The 2867-nt window shown below is 54.9% G+C and carries 3 protein-coding genes; 1 reads left to right on the top strand and 2 read right to left on the bottom strand.

All coding sequences use genetic code 11. The features are described 5' to 3' along the window. Together H6B10_RS13805 and H6B10_RS13810 are read right to left on the bottom strand one after the other, a co-directional pair. The coding region (locus tag H6B10_RS13805; protein WP_204652133.1) for an ABC transporter transmembrane domain-containing protein at positions 1 to 1386 on the bottom strand (1386 nt) is incomplete at its 3' end. A 69-nt stretch (positions 1387 to 1455) separates the two neighbouring features. Beyond that, positions 1456 to 2076, bottom strand: coding sequence for a TetR/AcrR family transcriptional regulator (locus H6B10_RS13810; RefSeq protein WP_193537372.1), 621 nt, complete (start codon positions 2074 to 2076; stop codon positions 1456 to 1458). Between the two features lie 166 nt (positions 2077 to 2242). Here H6B10_RS13810 and H6B10_RS13815 point away from each other — a divergent pair. Next, a partial coding sequence (locus H6B10_RS13815) for a TetR/AcrR family transcriptional regulator (protein ID WP_204652134.1) occupies positions 2243 to 2867 on the top strand: 625 nt, incomplete at its 3' end.

Raw genomic sequence — 2867 nt, forward strand, 5'->3', positions numbered from 1 at the left:
GCCGGCCATGGTATAGATTCCTTTTTCCAGCCGTTTCAGAAATTCTCCGCATTGAGCCCGTTCCGCCGCCGCCAGCACCTCCTCGTCGGTGGCACCGGGTCTTCCCAGCCGGATGTTCTCCAACAGGCTGGTGTTGAACAGGAACTGCTCCTGAGCGACGAAGGAGATCTGCTCATTCAGAGAGGCGAGGGACATCTCTCGCAGGTCTTGCCCCCCCAGCGTGATGTGTCCGTCCGTCACATCGTAAAAGTGAACCAGCAGCTTGGCAAGGGTCGATTTCCCGCTGCCGGATTCTCCCACCAAAGCAGTGAGGCTCCCCTGTGGGACAGAGAAGGAGATGCCGTGGAGGACTTCGTCCTTTTCATAAGAAAACCGCACATTCTCAAAGCGGATCTGCAAATCGTTTCCGTTGAAATCCGTTTTTCCTTCTTTCAGAGGCGGAATATTGAACAGAGATTCCATTTGATCGATCTTGTAGCTCAGCTGGGGCAGCACCGACATAAAGTTCATGGCTCGGATCAGAGGCGGTCCCACGGAAAAAGACATGCACAATACCAGCGCGTAATCCGGCAAGGTAGAGGCGCCGGTGAGTACCAGATAGCCGCCGGCTGGCAGCAGCACCAGCGCCACGCAGGGCAAAATGCTGGTGTAGAGGGCCATCCACAGCCAGCAGGCCCGGAACCAATCCAGAGTAAAATCACGGTAGTTTTTTACATCGGTCTCAAAGCGGTGATAGGACTCTCCGTCCCGGTTGAAGACTTTCACGACTTCCATGCCGTTGATGTACTCCACGATGGTGTTGTTCATTTTCTGCCCGGCGGCGTAGTAGTCTCCCATCTTGCTCATGCCGGAGCGGTACATCATGCCCATAGCCAGCACGCCCAGCGGGAGGGAGCAGAGGGAAAGCAGACCCAGCTTCCAGTCCGTGAGGAACATGGCCACAAATACCACCACCGGCACCGCCAGATTGGACAGCCCTTCCGGCAGGGCGTGGGCCAGCAGAAGTTCCATGCTCTCGATGTCGTCAATGAACATCTTCTTCCAAACTCCAACACCCTTCTCCTGGATCGCGCCCAGGGGCTGCTTTTCCAGCTTGCTCTGGAGATGGAGCCGGAGGTTTTCCAAAGTATGATAGGCAGAACGGTGGGACAGTGCCAGCCCCTCCACATAGAGAAGGCCGTAGAGGGCCATGCACAGAGCCATGGCCCCGGCGTTGAATAAGGTTTCCTCCAAAGTGAGACTGCCCCCCGTCAGCAGGGGCCGCAGCAGGCGGTAGAGGAAGAAATAGGGCAGCACGCTCATGGCCACGCCGGCTACCAGCACCAGAATGGAGGCGTAGGTGGTCTTCCGGTGGCGTCCGGTGTAGCGCAGGACTTTTTGAAACACAGTATCGCTCCTTTTTGGTTAGTTATTGCTAACTTGTTGGCGAGAAAAAAGCCTCCGGAGAGGCATTTTTCACCCCTTGGGGAATCCCAGGGCGGCATACCAGTCAAAGAGACGGCAGACCAGAGTACAGTGGCGCTGGATCTCCGGCCAGGTGAAGTCGTGGATAAAGGGCTCGTAAATGGTGGTCCAGAAAGCGGACAGAACTACATGAAGTTCCTCTTGCGTCATATCCACCGTACATAACCCTCGGTGTCTGGCCTCAGCATAGTAGGTCCAGGTGCCTTCCGTCATTTTCTCCACCCAGTCGTGCTGGAAGTTGGCGTAGGCAGTACCCTCCGCTCCGGTAAGCAGCAGAACAAAGCCATCCCGCCGCTCATTGAGAAAGCGGAACCACCACAGCATATATTCCTCATCCATATACCACGCCCGGATCAGATCTTCGTCGGAGAGAGCGGATGCCGGCACCGCCGTCCGCTCCTCATAAACAGCATCCAAATCCGCCACCGTATCCGCCACCACAGCGCGAAACAGCTCCTCTTTTCCGGCGTAACGCTTATAAAGGGCGCCGGTTGTCACCCCAGCCCGCTGGCAGATGGATTTCAGGGAAGCCTTCTCAAAGCCCAGCGTCCGGAACTCCTCTTTGGCGCTGTCCATGATCCGAGGGTCAATGGAAGTATCCGGTTTTGCCATAACATCCCTCCCGACGAATGATAATTTGATTACCGATAATCTGATTATCAATATAGCATCCCTTTCTATTACTGTCAAGGGGAAATCCTCTCTTGACAAACTCGCTTTTTGGTTGTATATTCAAAACATCGTTATGAAACAGTGTTTTGAATTGAGAGGTGATACCATGGCAAAGCAGATCGAAGGGGTCTATGAAAATGTACTCCGCTGCGCCCGTCGGGAATTTTTGGAAAAAGGTTTTGCTCTGGCATCCCTGCGGGATATCGCCAAGGCGGCGGGAACCAGCACCGGCTCCATCTATACCCGTTTTACCGACAAAGCGGGATTGTTCCGGGCCCTGGTGGAGCCTGCTGCCGGAGAGCTGAAGCGCCGTTTTTGGGAGATTCAGGAGTCTTTTCACCGGTTTGACGGCCAAACCCAGCAGGAGGAAATGGGGCGTTACACTGCCCATGCCCAGGAGGGACTGTTTGATTACATCTATGAGCACCTGCCGGAGTTTGAACTGCTGCTCCGCCGGGGCGCTGGGACGGAATATGCCCACTATATTGACGAGTTGGTGGAGATCGAAGTCAGTTACACCTACAAATACATGGAGGTCATCGGCTGTGAGAGCGTCCGCTCCGGTCAGGTCACCGAGGACTTGATCCATATCGTTACCACCGCCTACTTCAACGGAATGTTTGAGCCGGTGCGGCACCGCATGGATAAGCCCCGGGCGCTCCACTATATCCGCCAGCTCAACCGCTATCATATGGCAGGATTTGAGACAATATTTCATCCTGAAAACTTCC

Source organism: Gemmiger formicilis (assembly GCF_016901605.1).
In the GTDB taxonomy this organism is placed as follows: domain Bacteria; phylum Bacillota; class Clostridia; order Oscillospirales; family Ruminococcaceae; genus Gemmiger; species Gemmiger formicilis_B.